The organism is Ulvibacter antarcticus, from assembly GCF_003688405.1.
Taxonomy (GTDB): Bacteria; Bacteroidota; Bacteroidia; order Flavobacteriales; family Flavobacteriaceae; genus Ulvibacter; species Ulvibacter antarcticus.
Genome location: NZ_REFC01000012.1, coordinates 493884 through 517425 on the forward strand (window position 1 = coordinate 493884; position 23542 = coordinate 517425).

22 protein-coding genes are annotated in these 23542 nt (G+C 36.9%); 18 read left to right on the forward strand and 4 right to left on the reverse strand.

Going from position 1 to position 23542, the window contains the following annotated elements; all coding sequences use genetic code 11:
- Positions 1-101 precede the first annotated feature (101 nt).
- Positions 102-1496, forward strand: coding sequence for a class II fumarate hydratase (fumC, locus tag BXY75_RS07015; protein WP_121907002.1), 1395 nt, complete (start codon positions 102-104; stop codon positions 1494-1496).
- Between the two features lie 177 nt (positions 1497-1673).
- Complete coding sequence (locus tag BXY75_RS07020; RefSeq protein ID WP_121907003.1) at positions 1674-2960, forward strand: 7TM diverse intracellular signaling domain-containing protein; 1287 nt, start codon at positions 1674-1676, stop codon at positions 2958-2960.
- 85 nt (positions 2961-3045) lie between these two features.
- On the opposite strand, the gene ccsA is transcribed toward BXY75_RS07020, so the two are convergent.
- From ccsA to BXY75_RS07035, 3 genes are all read right to left on the reverse strand, one after another.
- On the reverse strand, positions 3046-6213 hold the full coding sequence (ccsA, locus tag BXY75_RS07025) for a cytochrome c biogenesis protein CcsA (RefSeq protein ID WP_121907004.1): 3168 nt from the start codon (positions 6211-6213) through the stop codon (positions 3046-3048).
- 77 nt (positions 6214-6290) lie between these two features.
- Positions 6291-6689 (reverse strand): group III truncated hemoglobin, encoded by a 399-nt coding sequence (locus tag BXY75_RS07030; protein ID WP_121907005.1) that lies wholly within the window; start codon positions 6687-6689, stop codon positions 6291-6293.
- Position 6690: 1 nt separating this feature from the next.
- A complete protein-coding gene (locus BXY75_RS07035; protein ID WP_245962936.1) occupies positions 6691-6978 on the reverse strand; it encodes a hypothetical protein in 288 nt (95 codons plus the stop codon).
- Positions 6979-7051: 73 nt separating this feature from the next.
- Between BXY75_RS07035 and BXY75_RS07040 the strand changes: the two genes are divergently transcribed.
- The 10 genes from BXY75_RS07040 (at position 7052) to BXY75_RS07085 (ending at position 17912) form a co-directional block, all read left to right on the forward strand.
- On the forward strand, positions 7052-7639 hold the full coding sequence (locus tag BXY75_RS07040) for a Crp/Fnr family transcriptional regulator (protein WP_121907006.1): 588 nt from the start codon (positions 7052-7054) through the stop codon (positions 7637-7639).
- A gap of 30 nt (positions 7640-7669) precedes the next feature.
- Entirely contained in the window at positions 7670-8458 is a 789-nt protein-coding gene (locus tag BXY75_RS07045; RefSeq protein ID WP_121907007.1) for a Rossmann-like and DUF2520 domain-containing protein, read from the forward strand.
- Positions 8436-8975 carry a KdsC family phosphatase gene (locus BXY75_RS07050; RefSeq protein ID WP_121907008.1) on the forward strand — a complete coding sequence of 180 codons (540 nt, stop codon included), beginning with the start codon at positions 8436-8438 and terminating at the stop codon, positions 8973-8975. Before BXY75_RS07045 ends, BXY75_RS07050 begins: the two co-directional genes overlap by 23 nt.
- A 77-nt stretch (positions 8976-9052) precedes the next feature.
- The gene (locus BXY75_RS07055) at positions 9053-9967 is read left to right on the forward strand and encodes a geranylgeranylglycerol-phosphate geranylgeranyltransferase (RefSeq protein WP_121907009.1); all 915 of its coding nucleotides are present in this window, start codon (positions 9053-9055) and stop codon (positions 9965-9967) included.
- Between the two features lie 155 nt (positions 9968-10122).
- Positions 10123-10713: a Maf family nucleotide pyrophosphatase gene (locus tag BXY75_RS07060; RefSeq protein ID WP_121907010.1), complete on the forward strand. Its 591-nt coding sequence runs from the start codon at positions 10123-10125 to the stop codon at positions 10711-10713.
- 34 nt (positions 10714-10747) lie between these two features.
- Positions 10748-11692: a septum formation inhibitor Maf gene (locus BXY75_RS07065; protein ID WP_121907011.1), complete on the forward strand. Its 945-nt coding sequence runs from the start codon at positions 10748-10750 to the stop codon at positions 11690-11692.
- A 5-nt stretch (positions 11693-11697) separates the two neighbouring features.
- Positions 11698-12264 carry a mechanosensitive ion channel domain-containing protein gene (locus BXY75_RS07070; RefSeq protein ID WP_121907012.1) on the forward strand — a complete coding sequence of 189 codons (567 nt, stop codon included), beginning with the start codon at positions 11698-11700 and terminating at the stop codon, positions 12262-12264.
- Positions 12265-12318: 54 nt separating this feature from the next.
- A complete protein-coding gene (locus BXY75_RS07075) occupies positions 12319-14814 on the forward strand; it encodes a PIG-L family deacetylase (RefSeq protein WP_121907013.1) in 2496 nt (831 codons plus the stop codon).
- Between the two features lie 180 nt (positions 14815-14994).
- Positions 14995-16689: a sodium:solute symporter gene (locus BXY75_RS07080; protein WP_121907014.1), complete on the forward strand. Its 1695-nt coding sequence runs from the start codon at positions 14995-14997 to the stop codon at positions 16687-16689.
- Positions 16690-16784: 95 nt separating this feature from the next.
- Positions 16785-17912, forward strand: coding sequence for a putative porin (locus BXY75_RS07085; protein WP_147437248.1), 1128 nt, complete (start codon positions 16785-16787; stop codon positions 17910-17912).
- A gap of 62 nt (positions 17913-17974) precedes the next feature.
- Here the strand turns inward: BXY75_RS07085 and BXY75_RS07090 are convergent, their stop codons facing one another.
- Positions 17975-18838 (reverse strand): DUF2911 domain-containing protein, encoded by an 864-nt coding sequence (locus BXY75_RS07090; protein WP_121907016.1) that lies wholly within the window; start codon positions 18836-18838, stop codon positions 17975-17977.
- Positions 18839-19027: 189 nt separating this feature from the next.
- Here BXY75_RS07090 and BXY75_RS07095 point away from each other — a divergent pair, with 189 nt between their 5' ends.
- The 6 genes from BXY75_RS07095 to BXY75_RS07120 all read left to right on the forward strand — a co-directional run bounded on the left by BXY75_RS07095 (position 19028) and on the right by BXY75_RS07120 (position 23358).
- Positions 19028-19690 (forward strand): MIP/aquaporin family protein, encoded by a 663-nt coding sequence (locus BXY75_RS07095; protein WP_121907017.1) that lies wholly within the window; start codon positions 19028-19030, stop codon positions 19688-19690.
- A gap of 187 nt (positions 19691-19877) precedes the next feature.
- Positions 19878-20339, forward strand: a complete 462-nt coding sequence (locus BXY75_RS07100) for an SRPBCC family protein (RefSeq protein WP_121907018.1) — start codon at positions 19878-19880, stop codon at positions 20337-20339.
- 3 nt (positions 20340-20342) lie between these two features.
- A complete protein-coding gene (locus BXY75_RS07105; protein WP_121907019.1) occupies positions 20343-21038 on the forward strand; it encodes an SDR family NAD(P)-dependent oxidoreductase in 696 nt (231 codons plus the stop codon).
- Complete coding sequence (locus BXY75_RS07110) at positions 21039-22355, forward strand: cryptochrome/photolyase family protein (protein WP_121907020.1); 1317 nt, start codon at positions 21039-21041, stop codon at positions 22353-22355.
- Between the two features lie 97 nt (positions 22356-22452).
- Entirely contained in the window at positions 22453-22674 is a 222-nt protein-coding gene (locus BXY75_RS07115) for a (4Fe-4S)-binding protein (RefSeq protein ID WP_121907021.1), read from the forward strand.
- A 105-nt stretch (positions 22675-22779) separates the two neighbouring features.
- On the forward strand, positions 22780-23358 hold the full coding sequence (locus BXY75_RS07120; RefSeq protein WP_121907022.1) for a hypothetical protein: 579 nt from the start codon (positions 22780-22782) through the stop codon (positions 23356-23358).
- The last annotated feature ends 184 nt before the right edge of the window (positions 23359-23542 follow it).

Genomic DNA, 23542 nt, shown 5'->3' on the forward strand with positions numbered 1-23542 from the left:
GGATTTTAATGGCTTCGGAAGGAGTCGAGACTTTATTAAAAGATTGGGTTTAACTCCTGATTTAGTTACCTTTGTATACATAGTATAAAACAACGAAAACAATGGAATTCAGAATAGAAAAAGATACCATGGGCGAGGTGAAAGTGCCTTCCAACAAGCTATGGGGAGCGCAAACAGAACGTTCACGGAATAATTTTAAAATTGGTCCTTCCGGATCGATGCCTTTAGAAATTGTTTATGGTTTTGCCTATTTAAAAAAAGCAGCTGCATTTACCAATTGTGAATTAGGAGTGCTGTCTGAAGAAAAAAGAGACCTTATAGGAAAAGTCTGTGACGAAATTCTAGCCGGAAAGCACGATGACCAGTTTCCATTAGTAATTTGGCAAACTGGAAGTGGTACTCAGAGCAATATGAATGTAAACGAAGTAATCGCAAACAGAGCCCATCAAATCGCAGGAAAGAAAATAGGAGAAGGTGAAAAAACCTTACAACCTAATGATGATGTAAACAAATCACAGTCGTCTAATGATACTTTCCCAACGGGAATGCACATCGCGGCTTACAAAAAACTGCTTGAAGTTACAATACCGGGTGTAAAACAACTTCATAAAACTTTGGATGCTAAAGCTAAAGAATATAACAATGTGGTAAAAATAGGGCGCACACATCTTATGGACGCAACTCCCCTAACTCTTGGTCAGGAATTTAGTGGATATGCAGCTCAATTAAAATTTGGATTGAAGGCTTTAGAAAATACGTTACCTCATTTATCACAACTAGCATTAGGAGGAACCGCAGTAGGAACCGGAATTAATACTCCGAAAGGCTATGACGTAAACGTTGCTGCGAATATTGCGAAATTCACCGGATTCCCATTTATAACTGCTGAAAATAAATTTGAAGCGCTGGCAGCGCACGATGCAATCGTGGAATCTCATGGTGCTTTAAAACAATTAGCAGTTGCCCTTAATAAAATTGCGAATGATATTAGAATGCTCGCCAGCGGACCAAGAAGCGGAATCGGTGAAATATCCATTCCTGCAAATGAGCCCGGATCGTCAATTATGCCTGGAAAGGTAAATCCAACGCAATGTGAAGCCCTTACTATGGTTTGTGCTCAAGTAATTGGAAACGATGTGGCGATTACGGTTGGCGGGATGCAAGGACACTATGAATTAAATGTGTTCAAACCTGTAATGGCAGCTAATTTCTTACAGTCTGCTCAATTGATTGGAGATGCGTGTAACTCATTCGACGAACATTGCGCCCAAGGTATAACACCTAATTATGAGGTGATTAAGAAACAACTTAACAACTCACTAATGTTGGTTACCGCCTTAAATCCGAAAATTGGTTATTATAAGGCAGCCGAAATTGCGAATACAGCGCATGAAAACGGAACTACTTTAAAGGAAGAAGCCGTAAAACTTGGTTATTTAACTGAAGAAGAATTCGATGCCTGGGTAAAACCTGAAAATATGGTGGGAAATATTTAACATTTCATTTTTGGTTAAAAAGCCTCGATAATACAGGGCGTACAACTAGATTAGACTAAGTCATTCAGGATAACTGGATGACTTTTTTTGTGCATTTCATCGATTAAATGCAAATAAATTAGTTTAAGTGTATATTATACCTATATTTGAATACCCAAATTAATTTAACCTATTTATATGAGATCACAAAAATTACCCCCGGCTTTGTGTTTTTTAGTGGCTTTGCTCTTATGTTTAAGCTCAACAGTTCTGGCTTCAAAAGCCTTACCAATTAAAATAGAGACTTCAACCACAAAAAAAGAAACGGTCGTTAAAGACGATATCAATTCCATCATCAAAGCGCCTTTTCTTCTACAAAATGAATCATTTTCAGAAAAAAAGAAAGACGAAATAATGATTGTAGAAACAGCTCCTGTTCTTCCAAAGAATAAGGTTGCTATTAGCACAAACCATTCAGAAGGAAACAAGGAAATTATCCATAACCAAGAAGCTGAAAGCACTTTAGCTTTGACAAATGCCTCATTTAATAAAGGGCTATTCTATGGTTTTACAATAATGGTTGTGTTTTTAAATTTAATATGTTTCTTATTGTTTGAAGAAAAAATATTTTTGTTTTATTCGCTTACACTTACAGCGCTTACTTTTACCTTTTTACAGAGTGATTCTTTACTCCAAGTAATAGGAATTGGTGAGATCGCCAACACTGCAGCCCTTCAATCTACATTTTTATTAGTGGCGACGGGAATTGGAGCTGCATTTGCCACGCATTATCTTACTCTACAGGAATTTGCTCCTAAATTAAAATGGTTTACGTCCGGTCTTATATTACTGGCATCTATGATGGTATTTTCAGGATGGATTTCTGAAACCAATTTCTATACAGGTTTAGCAAACACTATCTTAATTAGCGTTTCGGCAGTATATTTTACCACCGGAATGTTACTGTTCAGCAAAAAGAATTACGCTAAATTCTATGTAATTGCATTCAGCATTCCTCTTTTATTCGCTGTGGACTACTTTGTTCTTAGCAAAATGGGAATCAACTTTTTAGCAACGAAAAGTTTTCACTTAAAAGTTGCTACACTGGCAGAAATGCTGATAATAACCTATGCTATTATGTATAGAATGCGAGCAATTAAAGAAGAACACTTAATACGTCAAACTGAAATGCGCATCTTTTTAAAGCGTCAGGAAGTAATTAACAGAACGAATACTGAAAAAATAATGCAGGATATTTACTTAGAGAATCTAATCATGCAATACGATCTTGACGGACTTGAAATTAAGCTATTACAATATATTTCTGAAGGAAAAGACAACGCTAAGATTGCTCGAAAATTAAAGACTACAGAAATTGAAATTGAATTTCTTACAAAAGAACTTTACAATAAACTAGAGGTGAGTAACCAGATACAGGAAGACGTTAGAATGGTAGAAACGCAACCTGATTATATTTATAACTAATCCCCACAAACCTGCTTAGAAAGCAGTAATTATTATCCCCAATTTTCCCCAACTAAATTAGCCGAAAGGATAAGTTTTACTAAACTTATCCTTTTTTTATGTAGTATTTTTTATATCTGAAGTACGAGACCAAGGTCAAAATCACTGCAAACAGTACAATATACCAAACAAACGTAGGCGTGGCAGGCGCATCTCCACTTGCATATGAATGCAATCCACTTAGATAAAAATTAACGCCAAAATAGGTCATCATAATGGAAGCATAAGCAAAAATAGCAAACACATTAAAAATCCATTTGCCTCTTAAACCAGGAACCAATCTCGCATGGATTACAAAGGCATAAATCATAATACTAATTAGTGCCCATGTCTCTTTAGGATCCCATCCCCAATATCTACCCCAACTTTCATTTGCCCATTGACCGCCCAAGAAATTACCAATAGTAAGCATTACCAGACCTACAGTAAGTGCCATTTCTGTAATAATCGATAGTTCTTTAATATTGATGTCCATCTTTTTCAAATTACCCTTTGTGGTAAAAATCATTAACAATAGCGATGTGATTCCTAAGACCATTCCCAAAGTAAATGGCCCGTAGCTTGCAACAATAACAGCGACATGAATCATTAACCAATAACTATCCAAAACAGGCTGTAGATTAGCGATTGCAGGGTCCAGCCAATTTTCATGAGCCACCCACAAAATAATAGCAGCGACAAATGCCGTTGAAGCAATGGTAAGATCACTCTTACGTCCAAAGGCAAGTCCGAAAAACACTGTTGCCCATCCCACGTATATCACAGATTCGTAAGCATCACTCCAGGGTGCGTGGCCACTTATGTACCAACGAGCAATAAGACCCAGCGTCATCATTATAAAAAATGACCAGATCACATATTTACAAAGCTTCACTAAAATATTGATCGCCTTCCCTTCTTTAAATATTTGAAAAATAATAAACACGAACATCAGCGCACCAAAGAGGGCAAAATATTTATATAGTCGGTTAAAAATATCAACCTTATTATATACAATTTCCGCCTTTATTTTTCCTTCGGAAGGAAGTACATCTCCTCCATATTTTTTCTGAAACTTCTTAATACCGATAAGGACTTCATCCGCTTGAGAATAATCTCCCGTTTCACGTGCGGTTCGTAACATTTGAAAATAAACAGGAAGGATGCTTCTCACAACGGTGGAATCCATTCCTTTATAATTAATTTCATCAAGTTCAGGAAAGGATATCCATCGATTATTAGGATCATTCGCCAATGGAAATATTTTCAAAATTCCTCCGCTAAGCGCCTGATTCAACAAATAATAATTTTCATGTGCTTTTACAAAATCCTTCTCAAATTGATTCGGGTTTGCTTTATTAGTGGCATCTTCCAGATAAGGCTCTAATTTATAATTACCTTTTTCATCGAAAAGATCTAATAGCGCTAACTGTTTAGTCCCATCCGGCACTCCGGCGATATGCCGTATACTATCATTTCCTCGTTTTAAAGCAATTAACGGTACTTGAGACCATAATCTCGGGAATTCGATCATAGATATAAACACCTGATTCGCATCGAGACCTTCATAGCTATTCTTTCTACTTACTTTCCGAAGTAATTCACTGGCAAATGTATTTACCGGCTTCATTCGGCCGTTATCCTGAATAATCAATTTTGCAAAGTCTGAAGCGTGCTCCTTTGAAACAACATTTGCCTTAATAATAGAATCGGCAACGCCTTTTTCGAACATTAACTGTGTATGACCTTCGTGCTGAGCGAAACCAGATAGGCTGATTAACAAGGTTAGAATAGTCAAACCTTGTTTTTTCTTTCTTTTGATTTTTTCAAGCATTCTTTCCAAATGCCCAAATCGTGATCCCCTATCGAATAAGATAGCCATTAGTCCTAAATACAGTAAAAAATAACCGATATAAGTGATCCAGGTTCCCCAGAAATCATGATTTACCGATAAGATGGTTCCCTTTTCATCTGGATCAAAACCGGATTGAAAGAATCGATATCCATCCTTATCCAAAACATGGTTCATGAAAATTTCTTCTTCCTTTGTTCCTTTAATAGAATCGTTCACTGTCACTCTACTTTTAAACGCAGAATAGCCTTTTTCTGTTCCTGGATATTTATCAGCTATAAAATCATTAAGAGTAATACTAAAAGGTAAATCCAGTTGTTTGGACCCAAAACTGAGATATACTTTAAGATTAACTAATTGCACTTCTTTAGGATTTGGAGTTGTCCCCTTCCCTCCTAACAGCTCTACGGTTTGAGTTTCACCGGCAGCCGTTACATCAACAAATAACGCATCCTGTATAGAATTATCACTTTCGTCTGCTTTAACAATCCCAAATTTCCCTTTGGTCACAGGCTCCGGAATTACAAACGACATCCCTGCCATTTGATATAGCGATCGCAGCATTAATGGTTGTACCGAATCTTTGAGTACTTCTCCCTTCATCTGATCTGCCATTCGCATATATTCTCCTTCAAAAGGCGAAGCGATTGTATAAGTCCCATCTTCATTATACTCAATATTAATTGCACCTGCTGTAGGCTTATTGAAGGCAAAAAGTATATTGTGAATGTTAGACACTTCTCCTTTTTTCATATAATGATCATGTCGCGAACCATCGCCCGCTTCTACAATCTTGAGGTAATCATCTCCAGTTTCAGAAGGCATTAAACCTTCCTTAGCCCCTTTAATGAATTTATTAAATGCGATGGAAACAGGTTCATCATTATAATCTGAAGAAATGCTGAAATTAGTATTCAACCGTTCAGACAATAACAACTCTTTAGGTGCTATAAGTCGTCTTTGCGCAACCCCATTTACCATATAATCACCATCGATAAAGGCAGTTAAATAGGTTTCTTGTGTAAGAATGGTGTTTTCGGTTTCTCCTTCTCTAATGTGCATGACTCCTTCAAAACCTATATAGCGTGTCACTCCGGCTCCAATCAATATTAAAATAAAGGATGCATGTAACAGAAGCGTGGTCCATTTTTCCTTTCTATAAAGTCTGAACCTAAAAATATTTCCGACGAAATTGATTACAAACAATAACATAATCGCCTCAAACCACCAAGCATTATAAATAAGTGCTTTTGTATAAGCAGATGGAGCATTTTGATGCCCAACATCTAAAAAGGTTCCAACCGCCATGGCAGCTGCAAAAACCAGGAATAATATTGAGGTAAGTCGGGTAGAAAAGAGAATGGATGCTATTTTATTTTGCATTATAGCGAATTTTGGGTGCAAATTTAGACATTTAGCTTTATAATTCCCCCCTAAAATGATGTCAAATTTTAGATCTTTTACTCCCTTAATTTTCGTGCTTCAAAAATCTTTAAATGTAAAAAAGTGCCCATATTTCTGGCTCTATTTTTAGCAATCTGAGTGACTTCGCCCTCGAAGAGTTCATCCAGAGTAGCATACCATAAGTTGAGCCATACACCAAAATGCATTTCATTGATCTTATTCCCCGTATGTTTATCCACCTCGGCGTGCTTTTGCATAGGATTACCATGATATTTTTTCTCAAAGAATAAATTAGACTCCCAAAAATCGGTTAAGTGTTCGAAATGCTTTGGCCAGTCCTTGATTACCGAATTGAAAACAGGTCCCAAGAGTTCATCTTTTTGAACTTTTCCATAAAAAGTGGTGACCAATAAAAATATATCATCACGGTTTACAATGTCTTTTTTATGCTTCAAATTAGATCAGATTAATAATAATTAATAGTGTATTTACAAACAAACTTACCACTAATAACCAAAACGTTGGTTTCGATTTAAATTGTGCTAAAAGAGCAGCATTATACATCATGCAGGTAGCGACGCTAAAAAAGAGTTCTATTCCACTTTGTAAAGTGGTTCCTTTAGACAAAACCAACATGGCAGCGATAGACCCCAAGCAACTCTGGAAAATGATGGTTAATGGGATATACATATATCGATTATAATCAAATTCATCAATTAAATGTTGTACGACTGGTGCTTTCATAATAGATTTATTTAATTTTACTACAAAGTAACTATCTAATAACCGCCCCACTTATGAGGCAAATCATAATTGAATGATTCCTGAAAATTTACTTGAAACCTATGGTGCCGAATGCCTCCAATACGGGGAGAATGAATTAATCTTTTCGGAAAAACGAAGAGCCGATTTTTATTTTCAAATCAAAGCCGGGGAAGTCAAGATGTTTAACCTTAGTGAAAACGGAAAAGAATTTTTACAAGGCATGTTTTTTACTGGTGAAAGTTTCGGCGAACCGCCATTATTTGGTGATTTTAAGTACCCCGCAACTGCAATAACATTAGGTAGTTCAAAAATTTACAGATTGCCTAAAGCCAAATTAATGGAGCTTCTTAAAAGTAACTTTAACCTCCATTTGAAAGTTACCGAGACTTTGGCGAAAAGATTAAAATACAAATCGATGATTATGAAGGAGATTTCAGTACATCCACCAGAACATCGGATTTTAACGCTGGTTGACTTTCTAAAAAAGCAATACGGTGATGAAACTATGTATAAAGTAGAACTAACCCGACAGCAAATTGCAGATCTTACCGGTTTAAGAGTTGAAACTGTTATTAGAGCCTTTAAAAGTTTAGAATCTGAAGGTGAAATTGAAATCAGGAATCACAAGATCTTTCGCTAAAACCATTAAAAAAGTTTTTACCTTCGCTTTATGACACGTATTATATTTATGGGGTTTGGCAATGTAGGGTTTCATTTATGTAGTGCTTTACACAAAATAGATCATGTTTCTGTAAATCAGATATATAGCAGAAATTCAATTACTTTAGCTTCGGAATTAAAATCGATTCCAACGACCCATAAACTTTCAGAAATTGAAGATGCCGATGTCTATATCATCGCTATTCCTGATGATGCAATAGCTCATTTTTCTGAAACGCTACCTTTCAAAAATAAATTGGTGGTTCATACCTCTGGAAGCGTTGCTATGAATGCACTTTCAGAAAAGAACAGAAGAGGCGTTTTTTATCCGCTTCAAACTTTTTCAAAAAACAGAAATGTGAGTTTCAAAGAAATTCCCTTTTGTTTAGAGACTGAAAATGCTTCAGACTTGGCAATCTTAAAGTCCCTAGCTTCTACTTTGTCTGAAACTGTGGTAGAGATCAATTCCGAAGAAAGAGCTAAACTACATTTAGCAGCGGTTTTCGTTAATAATTTTGTGAATCATATTTACAGCATCAGCCATGACTATCTGCTAGATAACAACATTTCATTCGACTTATTAAAACCGTTAATCGCTGAAACTGCAGCCAAAATACAATCTTTACCGCCTTCCGAAGTACAAACAGGACCGGCAAAGAGAAATGATAAAAACACTATAGAAAAACACTTACATTTGTTGGAAGACGGACCGTATTCGCAACTTTATAAAGAGCTAACCAAGGCTATTGTAGAAAAATATAAAACAGAGACCGAAGATGACACAAGAAAAGAGTTATAAAGAATACCTACAACATATCACCAGCTTTGTATTTGATGTGGACGGCGTGCTTACCGATGGTACTATAACTGTTACTACCGAAGGAGAAATGTTGCGTACCATGAATATAAAAGACGGTTTTGCCTTAAAAACTGCTGTTGATCGTGGATTTAATGTCTGTATTATCTCCGGAGGAAGCAACACAGGTGTGCAAAAACGCCTCGAAGGACTTGGCATTAAAGATATTTACCTTGGTGCCCATCATAAAACTGAAACCTTAAACAATTACCTTTCAGAAAAAGGAATAAAGCGAGAAAACGTGCTGTATATGGGCGATGATATCCCGGATCTGTATGTAATGCAGGAAGTGGGACTACCTTGCTGTCCGCAAGACGCTGTTCCCGAAATCAAGGATGTCTCAAAATATATCTCACATAAAAAAGGTGGGAAAGGTTGTGTGAGAGAAGTTATAGAACAAGTACTTAAAGTGCAAGGTAAATGGCTGGCAAACGAGAAAACAAGTGCTAAATACGACTGATTCAGTGTTCAGTGTTCAGTGTTCAGTGTTCAGTGTTCAGAAATAGGTAAAACTTTTAATATTTTCAAAGAAATAATTTGAACTTCCTCAAACTTATTCGGTTTCAAAACCTTTTTATTATTGCCTTAGTTCAGGTTTTTATAAAATATGGGCTATTTGAGTCATTGGATATCCAGTTGGCGATGAACAATTTTCAATTTGCACTTCTTGTTATCGCTACTTTATGTATCGCTGCTGCAGGAAATGTGATAAATGATATTTATGATATTGAAATTGATAAGATTAATAAGCCTGAAAAATTAATAGTCGGTAGGAAAGTTTCAGAAACGGCTGCGAACCGCATTTTTTTAATCCTCAACATACTTGGCGTCGGAATTGGTTTTTATCTAGCAAATACGCTCGGAAAACCGGGTATGGCGTCCATATTTATTATTTGCTCTGCCCTGCTTTATTTATACGCCTCATACTTAAAGGGAATCCTTCTAATTGGAAATATTTTGGTGTCGGTGCTGGTAGCTCTCAGTATCCTAATCGTAGGGGTTTTTGATATAATTCCGGCAATTAATACTGATCAAATGAACATGCAACTAAAGGCTATGAAAATCCTTCTGCATTACGCTTTCTTTGCTTTTATGATTAATTTGATTCGCGAGATCGTAAAAGATATTGAAGATATTAATGGTGATAAAAATGGCGGTATGAACACCTTACCCATAGCTATAGGTAGAAAAAGAGCTGCTTTTGTAGTGTTTTGTTTAGGTGTACTTATGGTTTTTAGCGTTGTAGGGTATATGTATGTCGTGCTTTATAACACACAATATATAATATTGTATTTTCTATTTCTTGTGGTCGGACCTTTACTCTATTTTTGCATAAAAGCATGGAGTGCAGAATCTAAAAAAGAGTTTGCGTTTTTGTCCTTTTTTCTGAAAATTATTATGTTCACTGGCATCTGTTCTATTTTATTATATCCAATGGTAGTTTTGAAATAATGTGCTGGAAGTTGGGAGATGGAAGCTGGGTGCTGGGTGCTGGAAGTTGGGAGATGGAAGCTGGGTGCTGGGTGCTGGGTGCTGGGTGCTGGAATTCCAGGGAAAAAACTTTGAATCTTTGCTAATCTGAAACTCTGAAACTTTAAAAATCAACTATGCTACGAGAAAAACTAAAAAACTACAAAATCATCCTTGCTTCCGGCTCACCCAGAAGGCAGGATTTTTTTAAAGAGCTAGATTTAGACTTTAGTATTGAGGTGAGGGAGGTCGAAGAAATTTTTCCGAAGCATTTACAAAACGGTTCAGAAATTACAGATTATCTGGCAAAATTAAAAGCCTGTGCCTTTCAGGATCTAGCAGAAAACGACATTCTTATTACTAGTGACACTATCGTTTGGAAAAATGGAGAAGCCATAGGAAAACCTGAAAACAGAGAGGAAGCGGAGAAAATGCTACATAATCTTAGTGGAGATTTCCATGAAGTAATTACCTCGGTAGTATTTACTGGCAAAAACTTTCAGGAAACGATCAACGACACTACCAAGGTGTGGTTTAAAGAACTTACCAAAGCCGAAATCGATTACTATTTAACGCATTACAAGCCTTACGATAAGGCTGGAAGCTATGGTATTCAGGAATGGATTGGGTATATTGGTATTGACCGATTAGAAGGATCTTATTTTAATGTGATGGGACTTCCCACCAGACTTGTATATAAAACGTTAATGGAGATTGCCGATCGTTAATTTTCTTCTAATTTTGCATAAAATTCTTCGGAAAATGACGCGTTTATTTATTATCATCTCATTTATTTTGGCTGCTTCAGTAGTATCGATAAGCTGCAAGGAATCTGAACACAATCTTATCCCTGAAAGTAATCAGAAGCCGCAAAGTACCAAAGACAACGAAAAAAAGAGAAATCTTTCCGAAGCCTTTAAAAATTACTGGTATCAAGGAGAAGCAGAAATAACTTCCTACCAACTTCAACAAGCTCGTTACGGTGAGATTCATGAAGGCACCGCCGTTTCCATTTATGTAACAGAAGACTTTCTTCCGAAGGAACAGGTAAAAGCAAATGCCGTATCTTCAGAAAACACAGCTGTTCTTAAATTAAACCTAACCAAAAATTTTGTCACCGGAATTTATCCGTATTCTATTATGAGCAGCACTTTCAGTCCTGTTAATACAGATCAAAACGCCATAAAAATTAGCACTTCCGTACAAGAATGGTGTGGACAAAGCTATCTTCAATTAAACACTAAAAAAGAGTTTGAAATTAAAGCGCATTCGTATTTTGAAGGGGAGGCCGATCAATCAATTTCACTTCCACAAACCTGGTTGGAAAATGACCTTTGGAATCGTATACGCCTTAATCCGGAAGAATTGCCAACTGGCAACGTGTCAATAATACCGTCCTTCGAATTTCTACGCCTGGGGCATAAAGAAATTAAAGCGTATCCCGCCGTCCTAAGTCTAAAACAAGGAGATTCTCTTAGTATTTACAAAATCGAAATCCCAGAATTGGAGCGCAATCTCAGCATTTATTTTAGTAGTGATTTTCCTTATGAAATAGAAAAATGGGAAGAAACTTCAAAAAGCGGATTTGGGCCAAACGCCGAAGCGCTTACTACGACAGCTATCAAATTAAAACGCATTAAATCGGCTTATTGGACTAAAAACCGATCGATCGATCGTAACTTACGGGATTCGCTGGGATTAAAATAACATCTATGTTTGTACAAAATTATTCATCTCAACTAATATACTCTGCAATTCTTATTGCAGTATGTTTGATATTAAGATTGATTTTTATCCAACTTTTAAGACGTTTTGCAAAAAAATCGGAACGTGTTGAGCATCGAATAGGCCTAATTATAAAGCATATTGATTTCGCAGTCATTTTTCTAATAATTTTAGGGGCTATTTTTATTTGGGGAGTGGATGTAAAGAATATTGGTGTACTTATGTCCTCAGTTTTTGCCGTGATAGGGATTGCGCTTTTTGCCCAATGGTCTATACTTTGTAATATTACCAGTGGTGTGATCATGTTTTTCACCTTTCCATATAAGATTGGCGATTATATTAAAATCCATGACAAAGAGTTTCCATACGAAGGGATGATTGAGGATATCAAAACTTTTCATTTAATTTTGAGAACTAAAGACGACGAGATTATCACTTATCCTAACAGTTTAATGCTTCAAAAAGGCGTCACTGTAATAAAGCCTGATGATATTGCCGAATACATTTCCGAAGAGGAAGAAATCGAAAATGTTAAACATCATTCAATAGACTAGAGTAATTTTCCTTTTTGGGTATATTTACTTTTCTGAAATAACAAAAAAATTTTCATGCGTAAATTTCTTTTTGCAAGCTTTTTACTTGTACTATCAACTCAGTTATTAAATGCTCAAAAACCTTCTAAGCCAACGGCTTCAGAAATTTATGCAAAGCTGGAAAAGCTCAACTTTCTAGGTTCTGCCCTTTATGTTGCCGCACATCCGGATGACGAGAATACAAGGCTAATTTCTTATCTGGCGAACGATGTAAAAGCCAATACTGCCTACCTTTCCCTCACAAGAGGTGATGGTGGTCAGAATCTTGTAGGACCTGAAATCAGGGAACTATTAGGTGTTATTCGCACCCAGGAATTGCTCGCTGCCAGAAGAACCGATGGAGGACAACAGCTTTTTACACGTGCAAACGATTTTGGCTATTCGAAACATCCTGATGAAACACTAGCTATCTGGAATGAAAAAGAAGTGTTAGGTGATGTAGTACGGGCTATCAGAAAATTTAAGCCCGATGTTATCGTCAATCGCTTTGACCATCGAAGCCCGGGAAGTACCCATGGACATCATACATCTTCTGCGATGCTAAGTTTTGAAGCTTTTGATTTAGTGGGTAATGCTGGTAAATATCCCGAAACAGCTTCTGAATTTGGCGTATGGCAACCAAAACGATTGCTATTTAATACTTCATGGTGGTTTTATGGAAGTCGGGAAAAATTTGAAAAAGCCGACAAATCTAATTTGATCACTGTTGAAACGGGGAACTACTACCCTAGCCTCGGACTTTCAAATGGTGAAATTGCTTCTTTAAGTCGTTCCATGCATAAATCACAAGGCTTCGGAAGTACTGGTTCCAGAGGCTCCGATTCTGAATATATGGAATTTCTGAAAGGTGATTTTCCTAAAAATAATGATCTTTTCTTCGGAATAAATACTACTTGGTCAAGATTGGAAGGCGGTGCTGCCATTGGTGTAATTCTGGAAGAAGCTGAAAAAACCTTTGATTTTGAAGATCCTTCAAAAAGCATCCCTCAACTTGTCAAAGCATACAAACTCATAGAAACACTTCCTGAAAGTAACTGGAAACAATTAAAGAGCAAGGAAATTATCCAACTTATTTCCGATTGTGCCGGGCTTTATCTCGAGGCTGTTGCCGATGCGCAAAGCAGTACCCCTAAAGGAAGTATTAAAGTTACTGTAGAAGCAATTAATCGATCAAATTCCGATATAAAACTAAATTCAATAAGTTCCCCTATTATTACTTTTCCTGCTCAATTAGTCGCTACTCCACTAACGAACAATAAAAATGTATCTATGGAGAGTGTAGAAGGAACTTTCTCTGCTAATACTTACAGCACGCCATATTGGTTAAATGAAAAAGGAACCTTAGGTATGTACAAAGTTGATAATCCGGCTTTTATTGGACTTCCTGAAGTAGATTTTCAATTTCCTATCAATTTCAATTTGAGTATAAATGATACAGAAATAACAATTGTTAGGAACATAGTTTACAAATTTAATGATCCTGTAAAAGGGGAAGTATACCGTCCTTTTGAAGTTTTGCCGGAAGTAACATCTTCAATCCCCGAAAAAGTACTCATTTTCGCGACTAGTGAAGCCAAGCAAATTCCTGTTAAGATAAGAGCCGGAAGAGACAATATTACAGGAACAGTTACATTACAACATCCTCAAGGATGGGTCGTAACACCCGAGCAGCATACTTTTAGCCTTCAACGATTGGGTGAAGAACAAACACTTTTCTTTACAGTTCAGCCGCCTTCCAATCAGAGTGAAGGGGAATTAAAACCGATGGTTAATATTGGTGATAAAGCCTATGACAAGGAGTTAATCACCATCGATTATGACCATATTCCATATCAGTCTGTTTTATTGCCTTCGGAAGCGAAAGTAGTACGGCTTAATATTCAGAAAAAAGGAGAGAACATTGGGTATATCGACGGAGCAGGAGATGCAATTCCTGAAAGTCTGAAGCAAATTGGATATAAAGTCACCACGATTTTACCTTCAGAAATTACCGAAACTTATTTAAAACAATTTGACGCGGTAGTTGTAGGAATTCGGGCTTACAATACAGTACCGGAGTTAGCTTTTACACAAACTACACTAAACAATTATGTAGAAAATGGCGGAACACTTCTGCTTCAGTACAATACCAGCCATCGTTTGGTAACTGATGACTTAGCGCCTTATACTCTTAAGCTTTCCAGGGATCGTGTTACCGACGAACATTCCGAAGTAAAGATCCTAGATCCTAAAAATCCGGTTATTAACTTTCCGAATAAGATTACTCAAAGCGATTTTGATGGATGGGTACAGGAACGTGGGCTGTATTTCCCAGAAGAATGGGCGAGCGAATTTACACCAATACTAGGAATGCACGACAAAGGTGCGTCGCAAACCAAAGGTTCCCTTTTAGTTGCCAATTACGGAAAAGGACATTATATTTATACAGGGCTAAGTTTTTTCAGAGAACTGCCAGCGGGAGTGCCCGGTGCATATAGATTATTTGCAAATCTGCTTTCTATTGGAAAATAAAAGTAATTTGTTGATTCTAAACTCTGAACCTTTAAATAATAACTAACCGAATGAAAAACACTACAAAAAAAGAGATTATAATAGAAAAATTTGTCTGGAAACGGAGCTTTACGGTAGTGTTATTATTGAATGCGGCTTATATTGTTTTGTTCTATTTTTTAATGCAGCGTTACTCTTAATATGGGGAAAATTGATTGGATTATCCTCATTGGAACGCTCTTCTTTATTGTTGTTTACGGAACCTATAAATCACGTGGAAGTAAAAATGTAACCGATTACCTAAAGGGCGGGAACGAATCGCGTTGGTGGACTATCGGTCTTAGTGTGATGGCAACTCAGGCTAGTGCAATTACATTTCTTTCCACACCCGGACAAGCATTTCATGACGGGATGGGATTTGTGCAATTCTATTTCGGACTTCCAATCGCAATGGTGGTTATTTGTTTGGTTTTTATCCCTATTTATCATCGCCTTCAGGTTTTTACAGCTTACGAATATCTGGAAACCCGTTTCGATCTTAAAACCAGAACTTTAACTGCTATACTATTTCTAATTCAAAGAGGGCTTGCAGCCGGAATTACGATTTTCGCACCTTCCATTATCCTTTCAGCTGTGCTGGGTTGGAATTTAATCTACCTAAATATAATAATTGGTGTTCTCGTTATAATTTACACGGTAAGTGGTGGTACCAAAGCTGTAAGCGTAACGCAAAAGCAACAGATGGGTGTGATTTTCGCGGGAATGATTTTCGCCTTTTTAATGATCCTCAATTATCTTCCACTCGATATTACTTTTAGTAAGGCTTTGGAAATCGCCGGAGCTAATGGAAAGATGGATATTTTAGACTTTTCATTCGATTTTGAAAACCGATATACTTTTTGGAGTGGAATTATTGGAGGTACTTTTCTAGCCCTCTCCTATTTCGGTACTGACCAGAGTCAGGTGCAACGCTATCTCTCAGGAAAATCTGTTAAGGAGAGTCAGAGAGGTCTAATATTTAACGGGGTCTTAAAAATCCCTATGCAGTTCTTTATACTGTTAGTGGGGGTAATGGTTTTCGTTTTTTATCAATTCAACAGCTCGCCTTTGCATTTTAACCCTTCTTCCGTTAAGGTTGTGATGGCTTCGGAATATGCTTCAGATTACCAAGCGCTTTCGGATGAAAAACGTGTCCTCGAAAAGGATCTAAAAACCAAACAAATTGCCTATGCTCGTTCGGAAGCTTCCGAAGAAAAGGAAACACTCTTGGCAGAAATTTCAGCCTTAAACACTTCCGAAGATAATTTAAGAGAACAATCAAGAGCTCTTATTAAAAAAGCAAATCCCGATGCTGAAACCAACGACAAGGATTACGTCTTTATACATTTTATCCTTAACAATCTACCTCGTGGGTTAATTGGGCTTTTGTTAGCAGTAATTTTAAGTGCTGCCATGTCATCTACAGCATCTGAATTGAATGCTCTTGGTTCAACCACCGCTATGGATCTCTATCGCAGAAATGTGCATGAGAAGTCTCCAAAACATTATATGAATGCTTCCAAATGGTTTACACTTTTATGGGGTGTAATGGCGATTGGCGTTGCCTGCGTGGCGAATTTATTTGATAATTTAATTCAGTTGGTGAATATAATTGGTTCTATTTTCTATGGAAATGTACTCGGGATATTCCTGTTAGCGTTCTTTATAAAATTTGTCTCGGGAAGGGCTGTTTTTATTGCCGCACTTATTACACAGGTGATAATTATCTATATCTGGTGGATAGACCTTATGCCCTACTTATGGCTGAATCTAGCCGGTTGTGCAATCGTTATGGGGATTGCTATGGTGTTACAAGTGGTTTTTCCTCCGAATAAACCGAAGGAGCTCTTAGAATAATTTCTTTATCTTAAATTAAATATTTAATTTAGTGTTGCGTCTTTAGTTCGCTACCAAAATTGAACCAATTACGCTTATCAACTAACCATTTTTAAGTGAAAAAACGAACTTATGCTTTAATAGCACTGCTCTTCCCATTAATGCTGTTCGCTCAAAAGGACAGCATTGCTTCAAAATTATCGGTGAGCGGAGACTTCCGATTTCGCGTCGAACAGGATTGGGATTCCCGAAAATCGGATGGTTCATTTCGGGACGATAGAACACGTCTTCGGTACAGAGCGCGATTTGGCGCTTCTTATCAATTTAAAGAATGGGTCTCATTTGGCGCCAGAATTAGAACTGGTGATCCTAAGAAGCAGCAGGATCCGCAGCTTACCCTTGGCGATGAATTTAACAGTCTGCCAATAGCTTTCGAAAAGATATATGCGCAATTTAAATACGATTGGTTTTCTGCCTGGCTCGGAAAAAACAACTTTCCATTCGAAAAACAGAATGAATTATTCTGGAGTGATAATGTTTTTCCTGAAGGTATCGCAATTCGTGGAAAGTGGAAACTTGACAATGCTGTGGTTGAATCGATACAACTAAATGGAGGTCATTTTGTAGTAAACGCCAATGGAGGCGGACTCGATACAGACGGCTACTTTGAAGGGTTTCAGTTGGTAACTTCACATTTTGACAACCGATTAAAACTCTACCCGGCAATCTATTATTTTAATGACATCCCGGATATTCCCGACGGAAATGCAACTACGACACTCGATTATGTTATTTTTCACGCGGGTACTTCAGTCGAAGTGCTTAAAAAACCAAGTACTTCTGTTAGCTTAGATTACTATCAAAATTTAGAAGATTATACTGCAAACGATTCTATTCCGAAGATATTAAAAGATCAAAAAACGGGATTAGTAGGAAGCATTAGCGTTGGAAAACTAAAAAAGAAAAACGATTGGGCCGTACAACTTACTTATGTTAACCTAGAACGCTATGCTGCTGTCGATTTCTTCGCACAGAATGATTGGGCGCGTTGGGATTATTCATCTCAGGGTTCGGCAGACGGCAGACTCACAAATTTTAAAGGATTTGAATTAAGTGCAGGATATAATCTTGATGCGAATATGAATTTGAAATTGCGTTATTTTAATGTGGATCAACTAATTCCAGTGGGAAGCTTTTCAGAAACTAATAGTCGCGTTCGACTGGATTTCAATATTGGTTTTTAGAATGATGCAAAAAAAAATCCTCTGTGCTAAACACAGAGGATCTTCTTATAAAAAATTGTATTCTATTTATCTGCAGCTGCAGGACGTCCTTCCCAAACAGCAATTGACTTCTTGTTTAGAGCAACATAATCATCGTTACCAGCTTCTTTAGCCATTTCCATTGATTTGTTTGCCGCTTTAATTGCAGCTTTCTTATCTCCTGCTTTCGCATAGATTAAAGATTGTTGTCTGTATTGCCAAAATCTAGGAGTTTCACTCATTGATATAGCCTTGTCGATCCAGGTTTTTGCCTGATTAATATCTTTTCCTGATTCAAGATAGTAGACCGCTGCAGAATAGTAATCGCCAGCATCTGGACCATTCATCACTTTATCGATCGAAGAAGAAACCGTTTTATCGGTACCAAACTTAATTGTAACTCCAACATAGCTTCTTTCCCACATAATTCCCAAAACAGCAGAATCGTTTGTAAGATCATCAAAACTCATAGTAAATGATTGGATATCCATTGGTAGTGGGTACACTGGTGCTGTTACCGAAGCAACAACTTTAGATTCTTCCCATGTTGATGGTGTTCCCCCATTATCTGAGTCACTATAAAAGATCACTTCCCAATTTTTCACATTTGGCTTTGTGTATACAGCGTATTTACCCGCTTTTAAAGTTTTTCCTCCTATTTCTACGTCATCACTAAAAGAAATAGTTGTGTTTTTGTTAGCACCAGTTCTCCATAATTTTCCATAAGGAACTAATCCTCCAAAAATAGATCTCTCTCTCATAGCAGGACGAGAATATTCCAGAGTAACTTCGGTCAGTCCAACTGTTTGTTCAATTTTCTGAAACGGACTAGGAGCCGGAGTTTTAATTTGCGCATAGCCTCCCATTGTAAAAGTAATAAGAGCTAAGTAAAAGAATGCTTTTTTCATAATTCGTGGTTTTATTAGGTGTATTAATTCTGGTCACGAAGTTACAAAGTCATTATTTTTTAATAGTTAACAAAAACTTAAATTCGATTGCAAAAAACTATCATACCTTTGTGCTCAATAACTATCATTATTTGTCAGAATATGAGTTAAATAGCTTCTGAAAGATGGTGAAATAACTAATAAAATAAATTGAAACGTTACATTGCCGAAGCCATTGGTACCTTTGCACTCGTTTTTTGCGGAACAGGAGCCATTATTATCAATGAGTTTACAAATGGTGCCGTAACTCATCCTGGAGTTGCCGTTACTTTCGGATTGATCGTTATGGGTATGATTTACGCTTTTGGTGATATTAGCGGAGCGCACATAAATCCGGCAGTTACCATTGCTTTTGCCTACGCGAAAAAATTTCCATGGAAAGAAGTTCCGGCATATATTGTCGCTCAAATTATCGGAGGGTTTGCTGCCAGCGGATTGTTATTTTTTCTTTTTCCTGAAAATGAATTACTGGGAACTACGCTTCCTCACATTGGAGCATTTAAAGTGTTTGTCTTCGAAATAGTACTTTCTTTCATTCTCATGCTGGTCATCATCAATGTTTCTACCGGTTCAAAAGAAATTGGTGTAATCGCCGGTATTGCCATTGGAGGCATTGTCTTACTCGAGGCCATGTTTGCCGGACCTATCACAGGAGCATCAATGAATCCAGCAAGATCTATCGCGCCGGCTGTCGTTTCGGGGAATCTTCAGCATTTATGGATCTATATCACAGCACCTATTATTGGGTGCATCTTAGCAGTTCTAAGTTGTAAAATTGTTAAAGACGAACAATGTTGCGACGAAAACTGTTAATATTTTGTTTAATCATTTGATAAAACAGTGAAACAGTTTTATTTTTACTGAAAACCACAGTGAAATGATAATGCTGCTAAAAAAATTGTTAGGTAATAGAGTCCGAAAACTAGAAAATGAAACCTATCGCCTTCTTCGTATAAACAAAAGACTTTCTAATACTATGCAAAGAAAGTAGTCTTTTTATATGAAAATTTATACGATTCACACAAAACAGAGGATTCCAATTTCGAAAATCGAAGCCTGGGAGTTTCTCTCAGATCCTAAAAACTTGAAAGTGATTACCCCGGATTATATGGGATTTCATATCAAATCCGGAGCAGAAAAAGAAATGTATGCCGGACAGATTATCGAGTATATAGTTACGCCGGTGCTTGGTATTAAAACAAAATGGGTTACCGAAATCACTCATGTGAAGGCTAAATCCTATTTTGTAGATGAGCAGCGATTTGGTCCTTACGCGCTTTGGCATCACAAACATTTTATCAATGAAGTAGAAGGCGGAGTTGAAATGGAAGATCTTATTCATTATAAAATTCCTTTTGGATTTTTAGGGCAATGGCTTCATCCTCTTTTAGTAAAACCGAAACTGGAAGAGATTTTTAACTATCGACAAATCGCATTAGAAAATCGCTTCGGAAAACTTTAGACAATGAAAAAAAATATACTTCTTATTGGAGGATCTTACGGAATTGGCAATGAAATCGCCAATCTTCTGAAAGATTCACACAATGTACATATAGCATCCCGGAGCAACGAAAACCCTTCCGAGGGCATTACTCATTACTTTTTTGACGCACTAACTGATAATATTTTGGATCTGGAACTGCCTGAAGAAATTCATGGATTTGTCTATTGTCCGGGATCCATCAATTTGAAACCTTTTAAAATGTTGCGACCGGAAAATTTTGAAGAAGATATGCAACTCAATTTTTTTTCACTTGTAAAAGTGATACAACAGTTATTGCCAAAATTTAAAGCAGCCGGTTCATCTAGTTTGGTTTTCTTTAGCACTGTGGCGGTAAAAACGGGAATGCCCTTTCATACGAGTATCGCCGCTTCCAAAGGAGCAATTGAAGGATTTGCGAAAGCATTGGCGGCAGAGTACGCACCAAGTTTTAGGGTAAACGTTATCGCACCATCCTTAACCGACACACCACTCGCAAGTAAATTACTAAACAACGAGGATAAGATTGTGAAAATGGGCGACCGACATCCTTTAAAACGCGTAGGGACCGCGAAAGACATTGCTGCAATGGCAACATTCTTATTAACTGATCAATCGTCATGGATTACCGGACAAATACTAGGCGTAGATGGCGGAATATCAACTTTAAACCTTCAATAATTGTCAAATAAAGTAAATATTTTTTGGTTCAGAAGAGATTTGAGATTGGAAGACAATCGTGGATTTTACAAGGCTTTACATGGAAAACATCCAGTACTTCCCATCTTTATATTTGATTCTGAAATACTTGATGAACTACCTAAAAACGATCCTAGAGTTTCATTTATTTCTGAAAGACTTCAGAAGATGCAGCAGTCATTAAAGGATCATGATAGTGGCATTGCGGTGTATCAAGGCACTCCTGAAGCCGTATTTAAACAAATCACTTCAGAATATACAATAGCGAACGTTATTACAAATCATGACTACGAATCTTACTCCCTCGTGAGAGATTCCGAAGTGCAAACATTGCTTGAAAGCAAAGGTATTGGATTTTACACCTATAAAGATCAGGTTATTTTTGAAAAGGATGAGGTTGTAAAATCGGATGGAACGCCATATGTTGTCTATACGCCTTATATGAAAACCTGGAAGTCTCAATTTAAAACAGCTGTTGATTTAAAGAATTATGATTGTAAATCGCATTTTGACAATTTATTAAAAGGGACGTCACTACCGTTTCTCACTTTAGAAGATATCGGCTTTGAGAAAAGTGATATTCGCGTTCCCGACTTTGATATCTCCCCAGCTACGATTAAAAACTATCAAGCCACACGAAACTTCCCATCTGTAGAAGGCACCTCTCATCTTGGTCCACATCTACGATTTGGCACCATTAGCATTCGTGAGGCCGTACGGAAAGCAATTTCAGAAAAGAATGAAATCTTTTGGCAAGAGTTGATTTGGAGAGAATTCTTTATGCAAATTCTATGGCACTTTCCGAAAACAGTAAATAATGCTTTCAGAAAAAAATACGATCTGATCGAATGGCGGAATAATGAGAAGGAATTTGAAAAATGGAAGTCTGGAAAAACAGGATATCCTTTAGTAGATGCCGGTATGCGAGAATTAAACAAAAGCGGATATATGCACAATAGAGTGCGAATGTTGGTTGCGAGTTTTTTGTGCAAACACTTATTAATAGATTGGCGTTGGGGGGAGGCCTATTTTGCTGAAAAACTTTTAGATTATGAGCAGGCCAGCAATGTAGGGAATTGGCAATGGGCTGCCGGAAGTGGTGTTGATGCAGCCCCTTACTTTAGAATTTTTAATCCCACCACTCAAATTGAAAAGTTTGATAAGGACCATATCTATATCAAAAAGTGGATTCCAGAGTATGGAACTGATCAATATCCCGAACAATTAGTCGACCATAAAATGGCGCGTGAACGCTGCTTAAAAGTATACAAAGAAGCTGTTTCTCAACATATTGTATGATTTTTCCTATAAAAATTATTGTTTAATCGTATTTTTATATATATTTAACGATATATTTGCCTTATTAGCAATTACATAACCCCCAAAATGTAAGCTTATGGAAATTCTTGCCACCGAATTCACCAATGGTGAAATCACAGTAACTTTCGAACCAAAAAAATGCATTCACGCCGAGCGATGTGCCAAAGGTTTATCTGAAGTATTTCGAACAACTGTCATACCTTGGATCGATATAGATGCGGCTACTTCACAAAAAATTATTGCACAAATTAAAAAATGTCCCTCCGGTGCTCTCAATTACTGTAGGAATGAAGACTAATGGATGTTAAAAAAAACTAAATTTGTTTGTAAATTTGGGTCGTTTCACACAATTTTTCTACTCTTGTAGTGTTAAATTATTTGAATTGACCTAACCTCTCTTATAATGAATTTTAAATTTTTCGCACTTATCACTTTTATGTGTGCATCCCTATCCGTTTTTTCACAGGAAAACGGTAACACTATTGAAGACCAATTTGTCGATGTTGTTGACAAATCGAACAACTATCAGGAATTTAAGGTAATTAAGAAATCCAAGATTAATGTCTTGAGAAAAAACATCCTCGATTCTGTTGCAGCTCTAGAAAATACGATCACAACGGCATACGCCGAAATTGATACTCAAAAGACTGAAATTTCTACTCTTAAGGCAACACTCGCCACTACTCAGGATAATTTATCTGTTTCCAAAGAGAAAGAAGACGGTATAGAACTTATCGGTATACTTACACAAAAATCCACTTACAATACCGTTATGTGGTCTATTGTACTTGTTTTACTTGCAATACTCGCTTTCTTATTTTATAAATTTAAAAATAGTCATGCGGTAACAAAGGATGCCAAATTGAGACTTGATGAGACAGAAAGTGAATTTGACGCCCACCGAAGAAAGACTTTGGAAAACGAGCAGCAATTAAGAAGGAAGCTACAAGATGAAATTAACAAGAATAGGAATGTTTCTTAGTTAATAAATCTTTACCACCACCACCCAATAACATCCCTCTGTATCTCCTCTCAAATGGAGACGTAACAAAGTATTCCCTTACTTCGAAGGAAGAGTTGGGGAAGGATGTTTCATAAAGTACTTATATAATTAAAAAACACCCTATACTTTATTAAATATAGGGTGCTTGTAAATTTTTATCTTT